Annotated in this window: 12 protein-coding genes and 1 pseudogene; 10 read left to right on the forward strand and 3 right to left on the reverse strand. The window is 72.6% G+C overall.

The features are described from left to right. Positions 1 to 4,041: RHS repeat-associated core domain-containing protein (locus AB0917_RS10415; protein ID WP_366819098.1), on the forward strand; the 4,041-nt coding region annotated here is incomplete at its 5' end. A gap of 190 nt (positions 4,042 to 4,231) precedes the next feature. Continuing rightward, the gene (locus AB0917_RS10420) at positions 4,232 to 4,579 is read left to right on the forward strand and encodes a hypothetical protein (protein WP_366819099.1); all 348 of its coding nucleotides are present in this window, start codon (positions 4,232 to 4,234) and stop codon (positions 4,577 to 4,579) included. Positions 4,580 to 4,773: 194 nt separating this feature from the next. Here AB0917_RS10420 and AB0917_RS10425 read toward each other — a convergent pair whose 3' ends face one another. Both AB0917_RS10425 and AB0917_RS10430 read right to left on the reverse strand, forming a co-directional pair. After that, positions 4,774 to 6,153: a 4-hydroxy-3-methylbut-2-enyl diphosphate reductase gene (locus AB0917_RS10425; protein ID WP_366819100.1), complete on the reverse strand. Its 1,380-nt coding sequence runs from the start codon at positions 6,151 to 6,153 to the stop codon at positions 4,774 to 4,776. Positions 6,154 to 6,302: 149 nt separating this feature from the next. Further along, positions 6,303 to 7,760, reverse strand: coding sequence for a hypothetical protein (locus AB0917_RS10430; protein ID WP_366819101.1), 1,458 nt, complete (start codon positions 7,758 to 7,760; stop codon positions 6,303 to 6,305). Between the two features lie 398 nt (positions 7,761 to 8,158). Between AB0917_RS10430 and AB0917_RS10435 the strand changes: the two genes are divergently transcribed. The 8 genes and pseudogenes from AB0917_RS10435 (at position 8,159) to AB0917_RS10470 (ending at position 18,120) form a co-directional block, all read left to right on the forward strand. Beyond that, positions 8,159 to 9,172, forward strand: a complete 1,014-nt coding sequence (locus AB0917_RS10435) for an acyltransferase domain-containing protein (RefSeq protein WP_366819102.1) — start codon at positions 8,159 to 8,161, stop codon at positions 9,170 to 9,172. Between the two features lie 184 nt (positions 9,173 to 9,356). After that, positions 9,357 to 11,279, forward strand: coding sequence for an acyl-CoA oxidase (locus AB0917_RS10440; RefSeq protein WP_366819103.1), 1,923 nt, complete (start codon positions 9,357 to 9,359; stop codon positions 11,277 to 11,279). Continuing rightward, on the forward strand, positions 11,276 to 12,403 hold the full coding sequence (locus AB0917_RS10445) for a ketoacyl-ACP synthase III (RefSeq protein WP_366819104.1): 1,128 nt from the start codon (positions 11,276 to 11,278) through the stop codon (positions 12,401 to 12,403). The genes AB0917_RS10440 and AB0917_RS10445 overlap by 4 nt, the downstream gene beginning before the upstream one ends. Continuing rightward, positions 12,400 to 13,242 carry an SDR family oxidoreductase gene (locus AB0917_RS10450; RefSeq protein ID WP_366819105.1) on the forward strand — a complete coding sequence of 281 codons (843 nt, stop codon included), beginning with the start codon at positions 12,400 to 12,402 and terminating at the stop codon, positions 13,240 to 13,242. Before AB0917_RS10445 ends, AB0917_RS10450 begins: the two co-directional genes overlap by 4 nt. 2 nt (positions 13,243 to 13,244) lie before the next feature. After that, positions 13,245 to 14,339, forward strand: coding sequence for a beta-ketoacyl-ACP synthase III (locus AB0917_RS10455; RefSeq protein WP_366819106.1), 1,095 nt, complete (start codon positions 13,245 to 13,247; stop codon positions 14,337 to 14,339). 10 nt (positions 14,340 to 14,349) lie between these two features. Then, a pseudogene (locus AB0917_RS10460) lies at positions 14,350 to 14,580 on the forward strand (phosphopantetheine-binding protein); the annotation flags it as partial. A gap of 158 nt (positions 14,581 to 14,738) precedes the next feature. After that, entirely contained in the window at positions 14,739 to 16,145 is a 1,407-nt protein-coding gene (locus tag AB0917_RS10465) for a beta-ketoacyl-[acyl-carrier-protein] synthase family protein (protein WP_366819107.1), read from the forward strand. A gap of 142 nt (positions 16,146 to 16,287) precedes the next feature. After that, positions 16,288 to 18,120: a glycoside hydrolase family 3 protein gene (locus AB0917_RS10470; protein WP_366819108.1), complete on the forward strand. Its 1,833-nt coding sequence runs from the start codon at positions 16,288 to 16,290 to the stop codon at positions 18,118 to 18,120. A gap of 165 nt (positions 18,121 to 18,285) precedes the next feature. Here AB0917_RS10470 and AB0917_RS10475 read toward each other — a convergent pair whose 3' ends face one another. Beyond that, positions 18,286 to 19,773 carry a S28 family serine protease gene (locus AB0917_RS10475; RefSeq protein WP_366819109.1) on the reverse strand — a complete coding sequence of 496 codons (1,488 nt, stop codon included), beginning with the start codon at positions 19,771 to 19,773 and terminating at the stop codon, positions 18,286 to 18,288. Between the last annotated feature and the right edge of the window lie 31 nt (positions 19,774 to 19,804).

The raw sequence follows: 19,804 nt of genomic DNA on the forward strand, positions 1-19,804 counted from the left end.
ACCGCCATGAAGACCCAGCAGGACTCCTACTTCCTGCGCGGCATGCACGGCGACCGCAAGAACAAGACCGGCGGCACCAAGAGTGTCTCCATCGCACTCCCGGCCGGTGAGGGCAGCGCGATCACCGACCATGAGGCCGCGGCCGGCTTCGAATACAGAACCGTCACCTTCGACAAGCCCGGCGGGAAGACCGTCGGCAAGTCGGTCAGCCGCCCCTGGCACCACGAGACGGCGAAGAAGGTCCGGGACTGGGGAACCGTCACCGCCAACCTCACCGGCACCTCCAGCACGAAGAGCTGGGTCTCCCTCGACAACGGCGCGGGCAGCGCATGGCGCACCACGTCGACCGCCCTCAAGCACGACACCGTCGCCGGCCGGGTGATCGAGGCCGATGACTTCGGTGACGACAGCACGTCGGCCGACGACCAGTGCACCCGTACGACGTACCCGGCCAACACCACCGGCATCATCACCCTGCCCTCCCGCGTGGAGACCGTCACCAAGGCCTGCGCCGCCACGGTGGACCGCTCCAAGGACGTCCTGAGCGACACCCGTTCCGCCTTCGACGGCGGTGCTTACGGTGCGGCGCCGACCAAGGGCGACGTCACCGCCACCGCCACCCTGAAGAGCCACGACGGCTCCAAGGCCACCTACCTGGAGTCGAGCGCCACCTACGACACGTACGGCCGGCCGCTGACCACCACCGACCTCACGGCCGACGTCACGGTCACCGGCAGCGCCGCACCCATACGCACCGCACGGACCGACGGCCGCACGAACACCACGGTCCACACCCCGGCCACAGGCTTCGCGACCCAGGTCAAGGTCACGACTCCCCAGGCAAGGACCGGGGACGCCGCCAGTGCCCAGACCGCCACGACGCTCATCGACCCACGCCGTGGTGTGCCGACGAAGCAGACCGACACCAACGGCAACGTCACCGACTTCACGTACGACGCCCTGGGCCGCACCGCGAAGGTGTGGCTGGCGGACCGGCGGACCAGCCAGACGCCGAGCCGGCAGTTCGACTACACCATCGCCGAGAACGCACCGGTGTCGGTGGCCACGAGGACGCTCAACAACTCCGGCGGCCAGATCACGTCGTACGCGTTGTACGACGGGTTCCTCCGCGGTCGTCAGACCCAGAGCCCCGGGCCCGGGGGCGGCACCCTGGTCGACGACGTCTTCTACGACGAACGTGGCCTGGAGGCGAGGACGTTCGCGCCCTACTACGTGACGGGCAAGCCCTCCGCGAAGCTGTTCAAACCCGTTGACGCCCTGTCCGTCGAGACCCAGACCCACACGACGTACGACGGCCTGAACCGGCCGGTCGAAACCCGCCAGATCGCCGGCAACGGTGACGGCGGTACCGTCCTGAACACCACCAGGAACATCTACGGCGGCGACCGCACCACCGTGATCCCGCCCGTGGGCGGCACAACGACCACGACCGTCACCGACGCCCGCGGCCAGATGACCGAACTGCGCCAGCACCACACCCGCGCGCCGGACGCGACGTACGACACCATCTCCTACCGGTACACACCCCGCGGGGAGCTGCTCAAGGTCACGGACCCCGCAGGCAACGACTGGACCTACTCCTACGACCAGCTCGGCCGCCAGACCAGCACCACGGACCCGGACAAGGGCACCACGGACCACACGTACGACGACCGGAACCAGCTGATCTTCAGCAAGGGCTCCCGGACCGACGTACCCGGGCTCGCCTACGTCTACGACGGGCTCGGCCGGCAGACCCAGGTCCGCGAGGGCTCGGCCACCGGAACCCTGCGCACCGAGCAGGTCTACGACACGGTCAGCGGGGCCAAGGGCCAACTCGCCGAGTCCATCCGCTACGTCGGCGGGCACGCGTACACGTCCAAGGTGACCGCTTACGACACGCTCTACCGCCCGCTCAGGACGTCCGTGGTCATCCCGGAGGCCGAGGGCAAGCTCGCGGGCACGTACCAGACCGGTAACTCGTACTTCCCGTCCGGACTGTCCGGCGGGGGCAGCTACTCCGCGGCGGGATCGCTGCCGGGCGGCTCGTTCGTCCAGGCCTACGAGGCCGAGACGCTCCGACCGGTCTCGGTGTACGGGCAGGGCATGACGTCCAGCACCGCCTACAGCTACACCGGCAAGCCCCTCCAGCACACCATGGGCCTGACCGGTGGCGGCAGGAAGACCCAGGTCACCAACGTCTACGAGTGGGGCACGCAGAGACTGGCCACCTCACGGGTGGACCGCGAGGAGCAGCCCGGCGTCGACCGGCACGCCACCTACCGGTACGACGAGGCGGGCAACATCCGCTCCGTCGCCGACGTCTCGCGGACCGGCACGGACAACCAGTGCTTCACCTACGACTTCCTCGGCCGGCTCACCAAGGCGTGGACCCAGCCCACCACGGCCTGCGCATCGGCCCCCGCGGCCGGCGGGGTCGGCGGACCGGCCCCGTACTGGCACTCCTACAGCTACGACAAGACCGGCAACCGCACCTCCGAGACCCGGCACGACGTGACGGGTGACGCGTCCAAGGACGAGAAGCGCGCCTACACCTACCCGGCCCCGGGATCGCCGCAAGCCCACAGCCTCACCTCGCGCACCACGACCGGCCCCACGGGCAGCGTCACCGAGGCCTTCGACTACGACGAGGTCGGGAACACCACCGAACGTCCGGGCCAGGACCTGACCTGGGACGCCGAGGGCCACCTCGCCACGGTCACCGAGGACGGCAGGACCACCAGCTACCTCTACGACACCTCCGGCAACCGGCTCATCGGCCGCACGCCCACGGAGACGACGCTCTACCTCGGCCACACCGAGGTCACCGTCGCGGCCGGAGCCGACAAGGCGAAGGCGACCCGGTACGTCGACCTCGGCGGCGGCCACACCGCCGTCCTCAGCGACGACGGCACCTTCAGCTTCACCATCGCCGACCACCAGGGCACCGGCCAGCTCGCCGTCCAGGCCGACACCCTCGCCATCGCCCAGCGCCGAGCCCTCCCCTTCGGCGGGACACGCGGCACCACACCGACGTCATGGCCCGGCACCAAGGGCTTCGTCGGCGGCACCGACGACACCGAATCCACCGGCCTCACCCACCTCGGCGCCCGTGAATACGATCCGGAACTGGGTCGCTTCATCTCCGTCGACCCGCTCATGGACCTCACGGACTCCCAGCAGATGCACGGCTACTCCTACGGCAACAACAATCCGCTGAGATTCGCCGACCCGAGTGGCGAAGCATTCGAGGAATGCGTCAACGGCATGTACGTGTGCAAGGGCGGAACGAAGCCCGTGAAGCAGGGCAAGGACTACAAGAAGATCGTCGCCCGCAACATGGAGACCCAGCGGCTGCACGGGCAGAACCGGAAGAAGTGGCAGAAGTCGCAACAGGTGGCGCCCCGCGCGACCGCGGCGTACCGCTCCGGGCTTCCCGTGGCGAAACTGAATCCGATGAACCCCGATGCCGCTCAGATCTTCGCTCTCTGGGCCATCGGCGCCAACCCCGTGAAGTGGGACTTCGGCCAGGACGACCGGTTCACCGAGCAGGTGCGCCAGCAGCTCTGGATCTCGAAGGTGAAGAGACTGATCTCGCAGTGCAAGGAGTGCAAGGTGGGTGAGACTTACGGAGGTCTCGGCTACCAGACGCGCTTCGGCGCCCAGGATCTCGGACTGGAGATGAAGGATCTCGCCGTGATCGACGGGGCGAACCTGATGATGTCGATCCTGGGGAGCAAGTCGGCGGACGGAGCCGCCTCGACCGCCGTACTGGGGTCTTATACCCTGGAGGCCTCCATCGCGAGTCATGACGCGGCCAGCGGCAGAGGGGTCGTGAACTTCAAGCTGACCAATGAGATGACGGTCGAATCCTTCACTCGCTCCGCATCTCCGGCCGGTTACGGGAAGGAAGGGAAGTCCGACGCCGGGCTGACCCAGGTCTCCAATGCCATACGCGGCACGTTCCCGCAAGGCCAGCAACCGACATCGATGACCGTTCAGTGGAGCGAGAACATCACCATGATGCATGTCAAGAGGTGAGGCCTTGATTCCCGACCGGCGTCCCCGACGCCTGCCCGGACGCCCTTGGGGTGCCCTGGTTCTCACCTTGGCGGTATTTCTCGGTGGGACTTCGTGTGCGGCGGACCGTCGATACGATCCGGTGCCCGAGTCGGTGCCTGTCCTCGAAAAGGATCTCGTCGGTACCTGGCAGGGTTGGGAAGGAAGCCGGGTGCGGCTGGATGACGGTGGTACGGCGACCGTCATGAACCTTGACGGCCAGGACTGGTCATTCGACGAGAACTGGCGCATGTCGGGGAAGGGCACCTGGAAACTGCTCGGATCGGGCGAATACCGAGGCCCACGCCTGGCGAGTGACGGCCAGACCGTGAGACTCGATGTGAAATCCGGGAAGACTCCCTCCCGGACGAACGATCCGGCAGCGGAGGGACGGGAGGCCACTCCCCCCGCCGAGTCCTACTGGATCATCAGCATCGCCGCAGAGAAGAGTCAGGCCAAGCTCTACTTCTTCACGGGAGATCCGGACGCCCGTTCCACTCTGGAATTCTCGAAAGAATGAAGAATGGTGAATGGTGAATGGTGAATGGTGAATAGAGGATAGCGGGACGGAAGAATAAGGTCTGGCTCGATCGCGGGTCCAGCGGAATCACCGATCCGAAGGAGGCGCACCCGGTCATCCGGGTGCGCCTCCTTGCGTTACCCGCACGTGCGAGGGCTGCCGGTCAGTGAAGTGGAGTCAGGGCGGTGGTGGAGTCAGCGTGTTGGGGACGGTGTCGCCTCATGCGGGTGCGTGTGTGAGGAGGGGGCGAGGGGGGCGAGGGAGGCGAGGCCGAAAGGGGAGGGCAGGGCCGTCGAGCGGACCGTGCGGTGGATGTGGCCGGTGGGGCCCAGGCCGTCCAGGATCCGGGGCACGTCCCGGATGCTGCCGCCGCCGCCTTCCCGTCGGCCGGGGGCGCTCCGGGTGCCCTCCGGACAGCTAGGGAGGCTCCGGCTGTCCTCCTGCTCCGGCGTCGCCGTGTGCAGGACGGTGATCGTCGCGCCGTCGATGTCCTCGGGGCGGAGCCGGTCCAGGCTCGTGACCTCGCGGGTCCGGATGCCGGACCGGGCGGCCCGAGCCAGTGCGGTGCGTACCAGCGGGCTGTCGCCGCCGCCGGTGACCAGGAGCGCGTCGGACTGGCCGAGGACGGAGCCGACTGCCGTGTCCAGGTCGTCCGTCGTGTAGCACCACTCCCAGGGGTGTTGGCCGCGCAGGCGCGGGAAGCGGCGGCGGAGCACCCGCAGGATGCCGGACGACCTGGACACCACGGCACCGGGGGCGATCACGAAGGCGAGGCGTTCCGGGTCCTTGACCGTGAGTGTCTCGGCCTGCGCCTCGGTCGCCGCCCGTTTCACGGTTCCGGCGGGCGCCCGGCTCGGCCAGCCTCCGCCGGTCCCGGCCGCCGGTGCGCCGACGACCACCACCTCGTCCCCCCGGGCCACGGACCGGTGCAGCGAGCGTTCGGCCGAGGCGGCGGCCGGGCACGCGGAGGCGGCGGGGCACCCGCAGGGCAACCAGGCCCCGACCGCGCCGCCCCGCGCCTGGGGCGGGGCGGGGGCGTGCGGTGCGGGGGTGTGCGGTGCGGGAGTGTGCAGGCCTGAGGTGTGCGGTTCCGGGGTGTGCAGGCCTGGGTTGGGCAGGCCTGGGGTGTGCGGTCCGGGGGTGGGCAGCACTGAGGTGGTGGGCGTCGGGTGGGCGGGTGGGGCCGTCTCCTCGTTCACGTACAGCACCCGCCGGGTCCGTAACACCGCCTGCCAGGACGCGATCTGCCGGTGCGCGAAGGCGACCGCCGCGCTGTCCTCGCTGCGGGCCGCGAGCGCGATGCCGCGGTGTCCGCCCTCCGGCCGCTCGTAGGAGACCGCGACGACGGTCGTCCCCGCCGGGCCCCGGTCGTCGCCGTTCACGGCCGCCTCCTCCCACGGGCGGGCGTCGACGGCGAACCCGGCCTGCCGGGCGTGCGCGGTGAGCAGCGGGTGGGCGGGGCAGTCCATCGGGCCGCGCAGGGGGTGCCACCACGCCGTGGCGACCGCGAGCGCGCCGGGCGCGACAGGGAGGGAGGTGGAGAGGAAGACATCGGAGCGCTTGCTGCGGTTCATTCGTACCTGCCGGTGGGTCCCGGCAGAAGAGCCGGGAGAGGTGAGAGGGGAGACGGGAGATCGTCGGGGCAGGCCTTACAACCGGTCGGCAGGTGCGGTTCTTCCGGTAGTGGCCCGCCCTCACTCCTCTGGCCCAACACCTCGGCGGCTCAGGTGCCGGACCTCCGTGACGTGGGCCGCCTCCTCTGCACTTCGCGTACGCGGCCGAGCAGCGCGGCCACCACCGGATTCCCGCTGTGCGGGCGGGCCTTGGCGATCAGCAGGCGCATCCGGTCGTCCGCGCGGGCGCTGTCGACGCTCGGGTAGACGTCGAGGAACGTGTGCCAGGTGCGGCACGCCTGTTCCAGGTGGCCGATGGCCAGTTGGGTCTCCGCGAGTTCCGCGAGGGAGAGGGCGCGGGAGCGGCGCTCGTCGGCGGGGCGGTGGCGCAGGGAGAGGTCCAGCGCCCGGACGGCGGCGTGCCGGTCGCCCCCGCTCGCGGCGACGGCCGCGCCCTGGAGGGCGAGAGAGCCGGCGTGGAAAGCACCCACAGGCGTGTCCCCGCTCGCCGACCGCTCCAGGCAGCGGTCGGCCGCCGCGAGGTGGCGGGCGTGCCGGGCATCGCCCCGGCCGGCCAGAGCAACCGCCAACTGGCCGTGGAAGAAGGCCTGCTGGTGGGGCGGCGCGTGGCGCAGGGCCGTTTCCGCGGCCTGTTCCGCGAGGTGCTGCGCCTCGGCGAAGTGCCGCAGCGCGTGGGCCTGGACGCTCAGCCCGCGCAGGGCGAGCCCGCATCCGATCCGGTCCCCCGCCTCGCGGGCGAGGTCGATGCTCGTGAGGTAGAGGCGCTGGGCCGCGGCGTGCCGGTTCATGTCGAAGTGGGTGAAGGCGCAGAGATAGGTGAGCCGGGAGGCGACCGTGAGCAGTTCGCGCCGGACGGCGGGTTTCATCTCGCGCCGCAGCCAGGGGAGGACCGTGGCGGCCAGGTACTGCCGCAGGGGCTCGTACACCGGTCCGGCGCCGAGAACCGCGTCTCCCCGGGAGAAGAGGGCGAGCAGTTCGTGCGCGGAGGCCACATGGGCCATGCCGACGCGTCCCTCCGGAAAGGGTGGGGCGGGCAGGGCGGCTGGGGCGGGTGAGGCCTGCGGGGCCTGCGAGTTCCCCTTGGACTCCGGTGGGCCGCGCCGTATCGCCGGTGGCCCGTACGGTGCGGCGAGCGACCCGTACGGGATGGCCAGCGCGGCCAGTGAGTAGGCGCCGGCGAGGGCGACCCTGCGCCGGCCGGTGGTACGCAGCACCTCGTCGAGGCTCTCCACCGCACCCCGTTCACCGGCCGGCGCCCCGAGACCGTCGGCCGCGCCGCCGGTGGGCCCCAGCCCGGTGTCCTGTTCCCGCACCGGGCGGCCCAGACGCCGGGAGAGGGCCTCCGCGACCAGGGAGGGCACGGGCCGCCGGGGGCGGCTGCCGGCCAGCCAGTGCGCCACCGCCGTGCGGTCGTAGTGCAGGGCCGTCCCCTGCGCGGCGCCGAGCGCGTTGACCTCACGGGCCAGCCGGGCGCCGCTCCACCCGGCCTCGGCCAGGAGGAGGCGCAGGGCCTGGTTCGGCGTACGACGTGCGCGTCCGCCCCTCACCGGGCCTCCTCCGCGCCTCTTCGTCTGCTCCTTCTGCTGGCTCTGCTGGCTCCGTCTCTTTCGGTTCCTCTTCCTCCTCCGCTTCCTCTGTCTTCTCCGCCTTCTCCGCCTTCTCCGCTTCCTCTGCCCCACCCTGCGTCCCGTTGGTCCACCCTCGCCTCCCCTTCCCCGCCCGTGAGCGGCGGCGTTCAACACTCCTGCGTGTTCAACGTGTCTGGAACCCGCCCACGGCGGTACGGGCCCCTCCTCTCACACAGACTCAGCGTGAAGGTCCTCCCCTGGCCCCACACAGTGCGCATTGCGTAGCGCGTCACCCACATGACCTGCGCCCGTGCGCTCCCCCCACTGTCGTGGTCGCGCCGAAACAAGCCCCCCTCCCGAGCCGACGGAGGAACACCATGCCTACCGGTCCTGCCCCCTTCCCCGACACACCCGCACCCTCCCCCTCAGCCCGCCCAGCCCGCTGGCAGCGGCCCGTCCATCTCTTCCCGGGCCAGGGCGACTTCTCCGTCAGCTCCCTGGTCCACGCGGCCCGCGCCACGCCCGGCCTGCGCACAGCCGTCCGGGAGGTCTTCGAGGAGGTCGACGCCGTGGCGGCCGAACGCGGGCTGTCGCAGCTCGGCCCGTGGCTGCTGGGGCCGAAGCCGCCCAGCGGGCGCGACCTGGCGCTCGCGGCCACGGGGACGGCCCAACTCGCCCTGTTCGGCGCGTCGATGGCCGTGCACCGGGCGCTGAACGAGGCGTACGGGACGCCCACGGCGGCCGTCGGGGTGAGCTTCGGTGAGATCGCCGCACTCACGGCCGCCGGAGTGTTCGGCGTGGGCGACGGCGCACGCGCGGCACACGATCTCGCCGTCGTCCTCGCCTCCTGCCCCGGCGGGCTGACCGCGCTCACCTGCTCCGAACGGTCGGCGCACGACCTGCTGGAGGAGGCAGGAGCGGTGGAAGCCGTGGTGGCCGTGGTCAACGACGAGCGGTCGGTGGTCGTCGCCGGGCCGGTGGCGGCGCTGGGCCTGGTCGAGAAGGCGGCCATGGACCGGCAGGTGGCGACGGTGCGGCTGCGGCTGCCGTTCTCCTCCCACCACCCCGCCCTGGGCCGCGCGGCCGAGGAGTTCGCCGCCGCCGTACGGGCCTACCCGCGCTCCGGCGCCCGGTTCCCGGTCCACTCGGCCGTGGCGGGCCGCCGCTATGGGCCCACCGACGACCTGGCCGCGCGTCTGGCCGACTGCCTGGTGCGGCCGGCCGCCGTGCCACCCGTATTCCGCCAGGTGATGGCGTACCGGCCCGGCGTCCTCTTCGAGGCCGGTACGGGCGGCGCCCTGGCGTCCAGCGCCCGCGGCGTTCTCGCCGCCGCCCTCGATCCGGCGCCTCCGGTACGCGCCCCGCTCACGGAGCCCGGCTTCCCGTGGTGACGCTGCCCGCCTGCCGATTCCCTTTCCGACCACCCTTCCGATTCCCCTCCCCCTCCCCATCTCCATCTCCATCTCCATCCCTCTCCCGATCCCGATTCCCCTCCCGATCCCGGTTCCCCTCCCGATCCCGGTTCCTCTTCCGCTCTCGGTTCCGCTTCCGCTCCCGATTCCGACCGGAGAACACATGACGCTCCTCTCCTCCTCCCTCCCTGAAAGCGCCCACGACGAGATACGCCGCCTCCTCCACGGCCCCTGCGACCCCTCCGCCCTGTCCGCCCTGACCACCCTGCGCAAGGCGCTCGCCGACGACCCCGGACCGGTGTACGGCCCCGGCCGAGGCGCACTCCTGCTGCGCCGGCTGCGTGCGCTGGCCGAGGCGCTGCCGCCCGGGGCCGGGCTTCTCGACGACCCGGCCCGGCTCGCCGCCGTCCACGCCTGTGCCGCCGTCGCCGACCCGTCCCTCTGTCTGGCGGGGCTGGTCCACCACCTGCTCTGTCTGGGCTCCCTCACCGAACTCTCCGACGCCCCCGGGACTTTGGAACCCCGGCTGTCGGCGCTGCGGGAAGGCCGGGCCAAGGGCGTCTACCTGATCACCGAGGCAGGCCAGGCCAACAGCCACCTCGCCACCGGGACCCGCGCCGACTTCGACCCGGCCGACGGCTCGTTCGTGCTGCACACGCCGGAGCCGGGGGCCGCCAAGTTCGGGAGCGCCGGTACGTGGGGGGTGGAGCAGACGGGCGTGGTCCTGGCCCGGCTCTTCGTCCAGGGCGCCGACCGCGGGGTCTTCGCGTTCATGGTCGGCCTCACCGACGAGCAAGGCCCGCTCCCCGGCGTCGAGTTGTCGTCGCCGATCGCCCTGGACGCCCTGCCGCTCGACTACGTGCAGGTACGGTTCCACCGCGTCCGGGTGGAGGCCGCGCACTGGCTCTCCGACGGGGCCCGGATCGGCCGCGACGGTACGGCGTTCCACGATCCCGCCGGGTCCCCGGAGCAGCGCCTCCAGCGCACCCTGCGGGTGGGGCAGGGGCTCTGGGCGGCGATGCCTGCGGTCGCCGCCGCCACCTCCCGCCGCACCGCCGTACAGGCCGTCGACTACGCCCGGCGGCGGCCTACCCAAAGCCGGCTGGCCCCCGGGGCACCGCTGCTCTCGTACCGCAGCCAGCAGACCGTGGTCCTCGGCGCCCTCGCCGACGCGTTCGCCCTGACCTGCGCCGCCGACGGGGCCTTGGCCGTACGGGCCGGGGGCTGGCCGGCCGCCCCGCCCGGACGGGACGGCAAGGAGGCGATGGGCGAGGAGGCGACGGGCAAGGAGGCGACGGGCAGGGAGGCGATGGGGTTCACGCCGTGGGCGGCCGTCAGCCGGCCGCTCGCCGCCTACAAGGCCGTCACCGTCCGGACCGCCGCCCGTCTCACCGCCGAGTGCCAGCACCGGTGCGGCTTCTCCGGCCACCTGAGCGTGAACCGCCTCGCCGCCTATCAGGGCTTCCACCACGCCTTCGACACGGCGGGCGGGGACAGCCAGCTGATCTTCTACGACATAGGCCGCTCCCTCGTCGAGCAGGAGCCGGAGCCCCGCCCGCCGCAGGAGGAGCAACAGGCACCGGATGCCGGCTCACCCCACTGGTGGCCCGCCCTCCTGCGCCGCCATCAGGACGATCTCGTACGGGAGTTGCGGCGGCGCGGCGGGGCGGACGCGTCCCTGGACCCCTTCGAGCGGTGGAACCCGTTGCTGGAGCGGGCCGGGCTGCTGGGCGAGGCGCGGGCGGCCCTGCTGATGGCCGACGACGTCACCCGCGTACTGGGGCGCATCCGCGACCACGACCTCGTACGGGCCCTGACTCCCCTGGCCGCGCTGCACGGTGTCCTCTCCGCCCGCCGCTGGTCCGGTTCGCTGCTCACCCTCGGGACGCTGGACCCGGCGGAGGCGGAGGCGCTGTCCGGGGTCACCGACCGGCTGTGCGACGCGGTGATGGAACAACTGCCGCTGCTGATCGAGGTGTTCGACGACTACGGTGACATCGGCACCGCCCCCGCCCCACCGGCCGCCTCCGATGCCGGCACCGCCCTGGCCGCCACGCTCACCTGGACGCGCGGGGGCACCTCGTGACCGGCGAGCGGGACCGGCGGACGACCGGCACGCGCTCCGTGGGCGTCCTCGGCATGGGCACCCACCTCCCGCCCGGCACCCGCACCAACGAGGAGGTGGCGCGCGACACCGGGGTGACCGCGCAGTGGATCGGGGAGCGTACCGGCGTCCTGACCCGTCATGTCGCCGGACCCGACGAGGCGGCCTCCGACCTGGCGGCCCACGCGGTCCGGTCGGCGATCGAGGCCGCGGGGATCGACCTCGCGGACGTCGGCCTGCTGGTCTGCGCGACCTCCACCCCCGACGAGCTGGGCCCCTCCACCGCGTGCCGCGTCCAGGCCCTCGTGGGCGCCCACCGGGCCGTCGCGCTGGACGTCGGCGCGGCCTGCTCCGGCTGGCTGTTCGCGGCCAAGGTGGCGTACGACTGGCTGCGCGGCGCCGAACAGGACGGGTACGCGGTGGTGGTCGGCGTGGAGGCGTACTCCAAGTTCCTGGACCCCGCCGACCGGGGCACCTCGGTCCTCTTCGCCGACGGGGCGGCGGCCGCGGTGCTGGGGCCGGTGGACGGCCCGTACGGGTTCGCGGACTTCCGGCTCGGCTCCGACGGTACGCAGGCCGGACTCGTCCTGATCCCCGGTGGCGGCAGCCGGCTGCCCGCCGCCCCGGCCACGCTCGCCGCCGGGAGCCACCGCATCCGCATGGACGGGCGGGGGGTGAGCCGGTTCATCGTCGATGTGCTGCCCCGGCTGATCACCGAGGCCCTGGGCCGCGCCGGGCTCGAAGTGAAGGACATCGCGTGCTTCGTCTGCCACCAGCCCAACCCCGTACTGCTGCGGCGGCTCGGCGGCGAGCTGGGCATCCCGCCGGAGCGCCTGGTCGTCGTCGGTGACGAGGTCGGCAACATCGGGGCCGCCAGCGCCGCCTACGCGCTCGCCGCCGCCGCTGCCCGCCACGGGCTGCGCCCCGGGGACCGCGTGCTGCTGACCGTGTTCGGCGCCGGCATGACCTGGGGCAGCGCGCTCCTCACCTGGAGCGGGGGCCGCGCGCTGATGCCCGCACCGCCCGTACCACCCGTCCCGCCCGCACCGCCCGTCCCGAAGTCCGGCCCACCCACGACCGACACGTCAGAAAGGAACCTGCCATGAACGCTCTGGACCTCTTCCGCCTGGACGGTGCCCGCGCCCTGGTGACCGGTGCCTCCCGGGGCATCGGCCGGGCCGTCGCCGAAGGCCTCGCCGACGCCGGGTGCGACCTGGTCGTGACCGCCCGGACCCTGCCCGCGCTCGATGCCACCGTACGGGCGGTGGAGGAGCGGGGCCGTAAGGCCGTGGCGCTCGACGGGGACCTCGCCGAGCCGGGGGTGGCGGCGGCGCTGGTCGACCGGGCCGCCGCCGCGCTCGGCGGGCTCGACGTCGTCGTGCACAACGCGGGCACCCTGCCCACCGCCGAGGACGGCAGTCCGCTGCTGGTACCGCTCCAGCACGCCGAGCAGCGGGACTGGGAGACCGTCATCTCCATCAACCTCAACGCCACGGCCGCCGTCTGCCGGGCCTCCCACCCGTATCTGCTGGAGTCGGAGCGGGCCAGTCTGGTGCTGATGTCGTCGATCGCCGGGATCGTCGGCACCCCGACGATGGAGGCGTACGCGGCCACGAAGGCGGCCCAGTTGTCGCTAGCGCGGAGCCTGGCGGTCGGCTGGGCCCGGCAGGGCATCCGGGTCAACGCGCTCTGTCCGGGGTGGACGCGTACGGACATGACCGCGTTCGCCAGCGAGGCCGACGCCCTCTCGGAGTGGATCACCAGCCATGTGCCGATGGGTCGTTGGGCCACGGTGGACGAGGTGGTCGGGGCGACGCTCTTCCTCGCCTCGCCCGCCGCGTCGTTCGTCACCGGCCACGCGCTGGTCGTCGACGGAGGGCTGGCCGTGCCGGACGGCGGGCTGGCCGGGCACCCCAAACCGCCCTCCCCCTTCGCCGCGGCCTGACCGTGCGGACCGACGACTCCACCGCCGTCATCACCGGCATCGGCTCCTGTCTGCCGCCCCGCGTGGTCGACAACGACGCCGTCATCGCGCGCGGTGCCCTGTCGACCGACGCCGGGTGGATCCGGGACCGTACCGGGATCGAGCGCCGCCGCCACGCCTCCCCCGGTACGAGCACCGGTGACCTGGCGGTCGGGGCGGGCCGGGCGGCGCTCGCCTCCGCCGGGGGCGCCCGCCCGGATCTGGTGCTGCTGGCCACCTCCACCCCCGACCACCCCTGCCCGGCGACCGCCCCGGAGGTCGCCCACCGGCTCGGCCTCGGGACGGTCGCCGCGTTCGACGTGTCGGCGGTGTGCTCGGGGTTCCTGTACGCGCTGGCCGTGGCGACCGGTCTGGTGCGCGGCGGTGCGTGCACCGCGCCCCTGGTGATCGCGGCGGAGACGTACACCTCCATCGTCGACCCCGCCGACCGGGGCACCGCCCCGATCTTCGGCGACGGGGCCGGGGCCGTACTCCTGCGCCCCGGCGTACGGGACGAGCCCGGGGCCGTCGTCGCCACGGACCTCGGCGCGGACGGCGGTGGGCGGGCCGCGATCACGGTCCCGGGCGGCGGGGCCCGCCACCCCCGCCACCTGCCGCCGCCCGCCCCGGACGCGCACTACTTCCACATGGAGGGCCGTGCCGTCTACGCCCACGCCGTACGCCGCATGACCTGGTCCTCCGACGCCGTGCTGCGGCGGGCGGGATGGCCGGCCGACTCCGTACGGGCGTTCATCGGCCACCAGGCCAACCAGCGGATCCTCGACTCCGTCGGCGACCGGCTGGGGATCGCGCCCGCGCACCGGTACGGCAACATCCGCGAGCTGGGCAACACCGCCGCCGCCTCGGTCCCCCTGGTCCTGGCCGACCCGTCCGTGCACCGGGCGGTGGTACCCGGCGAACGCACCCTGCTCACCGCCTTCGGCGGCGGATTCACCTGGGCGTCCACCGCCCTGACCTGGCCGGGCGTCAAACCTCTGGCCGAGCCGCCGGACGCCGCCCCCGCCTCCCGTACGGCCGCCCTCCCCTCCCGCCCCTTCGCCCCCATTCCGCCCCTGTGAGGAGACCTCAGTGGAACGCGTCTACACCCATCTCGTGACCCTGCTCGGCGACAAGTTCGAGGTCGCCCCGGAGCAGATACGCCCGGACGCCACGCTCGGCGAACTGGACCTGGACTCCCTCGCCGTGGTGGAGCTCTACGTCACCCTTCAGGAGGAGTGGAGCGTCCCGCTCGACGACTCCGCGGCCACCGCCGAACTGACGGTGGACGAAGTGGCCCGCTCGGTGGCGGGACTTCTCGACGCGAACGGGACACCTGGAGCTTCCGGGGACGCGTACGGGACACCCAGAGCCTCCGGGGACGCGCACAGACCCCTCAGAGCCTCCGGGGACCCGCACGGACCCCTCCGAGCCTCCGGGGACCCGCACGGACCCCTCCGAGCCTCCGGGGACGCGGCGCCGTGACCGACGACATCGCCGTCACCGGCATCGGCCTGGTGACCTCGGGCGGTACCGGCGCCGAGGCCACCTGGGAGGCGGTGTGCGCCGGGCGGTCGACCGCGCGCACCGACCCCGTCCTGGCGGAGGCGGGCGCGCCGGTGCGCCTGGCCTGCCGGGTGGAGCCGCAGGAATCGCCCCAGCAACCGCAGCAACCTCACGAACAGCAGCCACCCCATCAACCACACCAACCACAGTCACCACACCGACCGCAGCCACCGCACCAACCGCCGAAGCAGGTACGGGTACGGGGGCGGCTCTGGCGGTTCGACCCGGCCACCCGGTTCCTGCTCACCGCCGCCCGCGAGGCCCTCGCGTCGGCCGGGCTGGACCCGGCGCGGTGGGACCCCGGGCGGGTCGCGGTGGTGGTGGGCACGGCGGCGGGCGGGATCGGCACCCTGGAGGCGCAGCACCGCAAGCTGCTCGCCTCCGGTCCCGGCGCGCTCTCCCCGATGACGCTCCCCGCCTTCCTCCCGAACATGGCGGCCGGCCAGCTCGCCCTCGAACTCGGCGCCACCGGGCCCTCGTTGCAGACCTCCACGGCCTGCGCGTCGGGCGCGACGGCGATCATCACGGCCGCTCTGCTGCTGCGGGCGGGGATGTGCGACATCGCGGTGGCCGGCGGTACGGATGCCATGGTCACGCCCCTGTGCGCCTCGGCGTTCGCCAAGCTGGGCGCGCTGTCCCGGCGGGAGGACGACCCCGGCGGCGCCTCGCGTCCGTTCGACCGGGACCGCGACGGGTTCGTACTGGGCGAGGGCTGCGGGGTGCTCGTCCTGGAACGTACGGCCCACGCCGTCGCCCGTACGGCCCGGCCCCTGGCGTTCCTCGCCGGGTTCGGGGCCACCGGCGACGCCCACCACGCCACCGCCCCGCACCCCGGGGGCGCCGGGCTGCGGGCGGCGACCAGGGAGGCGCTGGCCCGAGCGGGCCGCTCCCCGGACGAGGTCGACCACATCAACGCGCACGGCACGAGCACCGCGCTCAACGACGCGGTGGAGGCCACGGCGATCCGGGAGCTGTACGCGGGCGGGACCTCCACCGGGACCGGGCCCGGGGTCGAGACACGGTCCAAGTGCGTGCCCGGGTCCGGGTCCGGGTCCAGGTCCGGCGCCCCCTCCGTCACTTCGGCCAAGGGCGTCCTGGGGCACACCATGGGGGCGGCCGGGGCGATCGAGGCGGCCCTGACCGTGCTGTCCGTCGCCCGCGGGACCGTACCGCCCACGGCCAACTTCACGGCCCCCGACGCCACCACGGCGGGCATCGACATCGTCCACGCGGCGGCCCGGCGGCAGCGGGTCGGCCTCGCCCTCAGCCACTCCCTGGGCTTCGGCGGGCACAACACGGTCCTGGCCTTCACGGCCGTCTGACAGCGGCGGCGCAACCACCCGGGACGGCCCACCCCTTCGCGCGCGTGTCGCTCCCGTTCCGCTCCCGCCCCCTTGACCGAAAGTTACTTTCCCTATATCCGTATCACCTTGGAAGTTTCTTTCACCCCGGGAAGGAGCTCACGTGCCCCACCGCACCTCACGACGCACCCTCCTCACCGCCACCGCCGCCGCCACGGCCGCCGCGGCCACCGGCGCCCTGTCCGTCACCGGCACCGCATCCGCGCACCCCGCGAACGCCTCCACCGACCACCGGCTGCGGCGGATCATCGCCGGGATGAGCCTGGAGGAGAAGGTCGGCCAGCTCTTCGTGATGCGGGTGTACGGGCACTCCGCCACCGACCCCGACCAGGCCGACATCGACGCGAACCTCAAGGAGATCGGGGTCCGCACCGCCGCCGAGCTGGTCTCCTCCTACCACGTCGGCGGGATCATCTACTTCGCCTGGGCCAACAACACCCGCGACCCGCACCAGATCGCCGGTCTCTCCAACGGCATCCAGCGAGCCGCCCTCGCCGCCCGCTCCCGCGTACCGCTGCTCATCTCCACCGACCAGGAACACGGCATCGTCTGCCGGGTCGGCGAACCCGCCACGCTGCTTCCGGGCGCGATGGCGCTCGGCGCGGGCGGCTCGCACTCCGACACCCGGCGGGCGGCCTGGATCGCGGGCGCCGAACTGGCCGCGCTCGGCATCAACCAGAACTACGCGCCCGACGCCGACGTCAACGTCAACCCGGCCAACCCCGTCATCGGCGTCCGCTCCTTCGGCTCCGACCCGGCGTCGGTGGCCGACCTGGTCGCGGCGCAGGTGAAGGGGTACCAGGGCGCCGGGGTCGCGGCGACCGCCAAGCACTTCCCCGGCCACGGTGACACCAGCACCGACAGCCACACCGGGCTGCCCGTCATCGAGCACACCCGCCGGGAGTGGGAGGAGCTGGACGCGCCGCCGTTCCGGGCCGCGATCCGGGCCCGTATCGACTCGGTCATGACCGCGCACATCGTGGTCCCGGCGCTCGACCCGTCCGAGGACCCGGCCACCCTCTCCCGGCCGATCCTCACCGGCATCCTCCGCGAGGAGCTGGGCTACGACGGGGTGGTGGTCACGGACTCGCTCGGCATGGAGGGCGTACGGACGAAGTACGGCGACGACCGCGTGCCGGTCCTCGCGCTGCTGGCGGGCGTGGACCAGTTGCTCAACCCACCGGACCTGTCGGTCGCGTGGAACGCGGTACGGGAGGCGGTCAAGGACGGCGAGATCAGCGAGGCGCGGATTGATGAATCGATCCTGCGCATCCTGCGGCTCAAGACGAAACTGGGTCTGTTCCGCGACCCGTTCGTCAGCGGCCGGGGGGTCGACCGCACGGTCGGCATCCGCGAGCACCGCCTCGACGCCGACCGGATCGCCGAGCGCACGACGACCCTGCTCGCCGACCCCGGCGCCCTGCTCCCGCTCTCCCGCCGCACCCACCGCCGACTGCTGGTGGTAGGTGCCGACCCGGCGTCCCCGTCCGGCACGACGGGCCCGCCGACCACCACCCTGACCGGCGCCTTCAGCGAACTGGGCTTCTCCGCAACGGCGTTGTCGACCGGTACGGCCCCGGACCAGGCAAAGATCGCCGAAGCCGTCGCCGCCGTGCAGGGCCGGGACGCGGTGGTCGTGGCGACGTACAACATCACGGCGGGGAGCACCCAGCGCACCCTCGTCGACGCCCTCGTGGCGACCGGCGTCCCGGTGGTCGCCGTCGCGATCCGCAACCCGTACGACGCCGCCCACCTCACCGGCCGGGGGGTCGCCGCGATCCTGGCGTCCTACTCCTGGACGGACGTCGAACTCCGCGCCGCCGCCCGGGTGATCGCGGGCCGCGCCGGACCGCGGGGCAGGCTCCCGGTCCCGGTCCAGCGGGCGGACGACCCGACGCGGGTGCTGTACCCGGTGGGCCACGGACTGTCGTACTAGCGCGGGCCGCACCAGCAGCGCTCGCTGTGCCCGCCGCCTCCGTGACGTACGGAGACGGCGGGCACAGCCCTTCATGACGGCAGCTACGCCTACAGCTGCGGCGCGGCTACGCCTACAGCTGCGGCGCGCCTACGACTACGGCTACGGCTACGGCTACGGCTACGGCTACGGCCGCAGGATGCCCTCGCCGCGCTCTACCTCACCGTTGAGCTGGTCCAGCCTCGCGTCGAACGTCGCCAGCGGCTTCGCCTTCGCCGGGTCCGCCTGGACGGCCGCCGGTGCGACCCCGGCCCAGCGCTGGATCGCGGCGGTGGCCCTGGCCCGCTGGTCGTCGGTCAGACCCGAGACCCGGGCGCCGTGGTTGCCGCCCGGCACGGTGTAGACGTAACTGTCCTTGGCACCGCGCCCGAGCCGGAAGGGCTCCGCACCCCACGGGTCGTTCTCCCCGTAGACGTACAGCATCTGGCGGGCGTTGTTCCGGACCCAGCTGTCCACGTCCCGCATCGCGCCCCGGTCGAACTTCATGGGGATGGAGCGGGGTACGAAGTTGCGCGGGGGCTGGTAGCCGTAGCGGCTCAGGTTGCCGAGCCAGGGCTGCTTGATGTCCGGCGAGCCGAGCTGGGTGCCCGCCTGGTAGTAGTACGGGGTGTACGTCTCCAGGTCCTGGTCGGAGTAGAAGGAGAAGCCGGAGATCCCGTCGACGGCGTCCCAGATCGTCTCGTCGGTGGCGTTCTCGGCGTCGGCCGGGATCTCGGCGCAGTCCGCGAGCAGGCTGTACTGCCAGAACGCCCAGATGTAGTCCATGACCGCGGCCTCGTAGGCCCGGTCGAGGGAGCCGAGGGTGGTGAAGGTGAGGCCGTTGGCGTCGGCGTACTCCTTGAACTTCTTCTGGAGCGGCGCCCGGCGGATCAGCGCCTCGCGCTGCACCGCCTGGAGCTTGTCGCGGCACTCCTTGGTTCCGACGTTCCGGAAGAACCGGTCGTAGGCGGAGTCCTCGTGGTCGACCACGTCGTTGGGCGCGACGTACGCGACGACGCCGTCCATGTCCTTGGGGTAGAACCGCTCGAAGTACGTGGCGGTCATGCCGCCCTTCGAGCCGCCGGTGGCCAGCCACTTCTTCGCGTAGACCTTCTTGAGCGCCGTGAACACCCGGTGCTGGTCACTGGCCGCCTGCCAGATGTCGAGCTTGGTCCAGTCGGCGGGGGCCGGGCGGGACGGGGTGAAGAACCGGTACTCCAAGGAGACCTGGTTCCCGTCGATGATCTGCGTGGGCTCGCTGCGGCTGGGGTTGGTGGAGACGTTGTAGCCGCTGGTGGCGAAGACCGTGGGACGGTCGGTGCCCTTGTGCAGCACGGTGATGCGCTGCTGGAACGTGCCCTTGGACGGGCGCCGGTGGTCGACCGGCTGGGTGTAGTTGAGGACGAAGTAGCGGTAGCCGGCGTACGGCTTCTCCTCGATCAGGCTCATCCCCGGGATCGCCAGGATGCGGTCCTTGATGTCCTTGTCGCGCGCTTCGCCGCCGCGTACGGCGGCGGCACTGCTCTGCTTCGTGTCCGGTTCCGCGGCGGTGGCCGCACCGGCCGAGGCCCCCGCCGCTCCCACTGTGCCGATGAGCACCGCGAGCGAGAGAACCCCTGTGAGCGCCTTGCGCATGCACCCTCCCCTTGATTCACAACAGTCGCCG

The organism is Streptomyces sp. NPDC007346, assembly GCF_040703535.1.
Taxonomy (GTDB): Bacteria; Actinomycetota; Actinomycetes; order Streptomycetales; family Streptomycetaceae; genus Streptomyces.

Excerpts from the sequence above, each read along its gene's own strand:
- AB0917_RS10475 (WP_366819109.1), bottom strand. The coding sequence starts at position 19,773 with ATGCGCAAGGCGCTCACAGGGGTTCTCTCGCTCGCGGTGCTCATCGGC.
- AB0917_RS10425 (WP_366819100.1), bottom strand. The coding sequence starts at position 6,153 with ATGAACCGCAGCAAGCGCTCCGATGTCTTCCTCTCCACCTCCCTCCCT.
- AB0917_RS10440 (WP_366819103.1), top strand. The coding sequence starts at position 9,357 with ATGACGCTCCTCTCCTCCTCCCTCCCTGAAAGCGCCCACGACGAGATA.
- AB0917_RS10435 (WP_366819102.1), top strand. The coding sequence starts at position 8,159 with ATGCCTACCGGTCCTGCCCCCTTCCCCGACACACCCGCACCCTCCCCC.
- AB0917_RS10450 (WP_366819105.1), top strand. The coding sequence starts at position 12,400 with ATGAACGCTCTGGACCTCTTCCGCCTGGACGGTGCCCGCGCCCTGGTG.